The organism is Paenibacillus doosanensis, assembly GCF_025060755.1.
Taxonomy (GTDB): Bacteria; Bacillota; Bacilli; order Paenibacillales; family NBRC-103111; genus Paenibacillus_S; species Paenibacillus_S doosanensis.
In genome coordinates, this window is record NZ_JANYUY010000119.1 from 1 (window position 1) to 1434 (window position 1434).

The 1434-nt window shown below is 42.0% G+C and carries 1 protein-coding gene; it reads right to left on the minus strand.

Features of this window, described 5'->3' with window-relative positions:
• Nucleotides 1-34: 34 nt before the first annotated feature.
• A protein-coding gene (locus N0M98_RS33625) for an IS3 family transposase (protein WP_259620505.1) occupies nucleotides 35-1380 on the minus strand; the annotation gives its coding sequence in 2 pieces (ribosomal slippage) (nucleotides 35-939 and nucleotides 939-1380; 1347 coding nt in all).
• Nucleotides 1381-1434: the final 54 nt, after the last annotated feature.

The window sequence follows — 1434 nt, forward strand, 5'->3', positions numbered from 1 at the left end:
TGAAGTGACCCCAAAAAGTTAGACACTATAAAGTTTAAGCAGCCTTTAGGGTGTGAATCCGGTATTGAACCGGGCTCATACCCTTTAATTTTGCCTTAATCCGTTTGTGATTGTAGTAATCGATATATTGTTTGAGCTCTTTCTTAAAGTGTTCCATGCTTTCAAACTCTTGTCTATATAAAAATTCGGATTTTAAGATACCGAAGAAATTCTCAATAACCGCATTGTCATAGCAGTTTCCTTTGCGTGACATACTTTGTGTGATCCCACGTTTCTTTAATGCCTGCTGATATGGCCCCATTTGATAGTGCCAGCCTTGATCTGAATGAATCATCAGTTGATCTCCGTCATTTATATGTTCAAACGCTTTGTCCAGCATCTTGGAAACAAGGGAATAGACAGGGCGTGATTCTATTGTATAGGTGATAATTTCTCCACTAAATAAATCCAACATCGGGGCTAAGTAAACCTTCTCACCGAATAATTTGAACTCTGTAATGTCGGTTACCCATTTCTCATTGGGCTTCTTCGCTTTGAAATTTCGATCTAAAACATTCGGTGCTATTTTCCCGACATTCCCCTTATACGAGCGGTACTTTTTCATCCGGACCGTACATTTCAGACCGAGTTCGCCCATCATTCGCTGCACCCTCTTATGGTTGATCTGGTGCCCTTCATTGTGTAATTGATCCCGAATACGGCGGTATCCATATCGGCCTCGATGCTCATCATATATGGCTTTAATGCGGGCTTTTACATCGGCATCTTTGTCCGGCCTTTCCAAGGTGGCTACCCAATAGTAGTAGCTACTACGTGGAATCTGGGCCAGCTGCAGCAAGGCTGTAATAGGGAATTCATGCCTTAGTTCAAACACTACTTGCGCTTTGACTTGTTTTGTAACTTTTCCTTGCTTTGAACTAAGGCATTCAACTTTTTTAAATAAGCATTCTCCATCCGCAGATGCTGTATTTCGGCTTGTAATGCCTCAATCGAACCTTCAACAGGAGTTGCTTTCTTTTCTTTTTTCATGGATAAACGCCCCTTTTTCATTGGTTCCAGGGCGTCTTCGCCTTCTTCTTCCAGAATCCTTCTCCAATTCGATATGGCTGAAGGTGCCGCGATGTTATACGTTACGGCAGTTTCTAAAAGAGACGCTCCTGATTCGTTCATAAATCGAAGTACGTCCATTTTAAACTCTTTCGAGTACGTTGTATACCGTGCAGCTAAACCTTCCATACCATGTGCACGATAGAAAGCTACCCACTTAATAACGGACTTGTAATCGATTCCAATGCGTGCCCCGATCTCAGAATAGGATTCTTTTCCTGACAAATAATCTTGTACGGCCTGGAACTTCTCCTTCACACTGAATCTACTCATAAAAAACTGCACCTCCAATTGTTAGCTTGTGTCTAACAATTGGGGTGCAGTTCA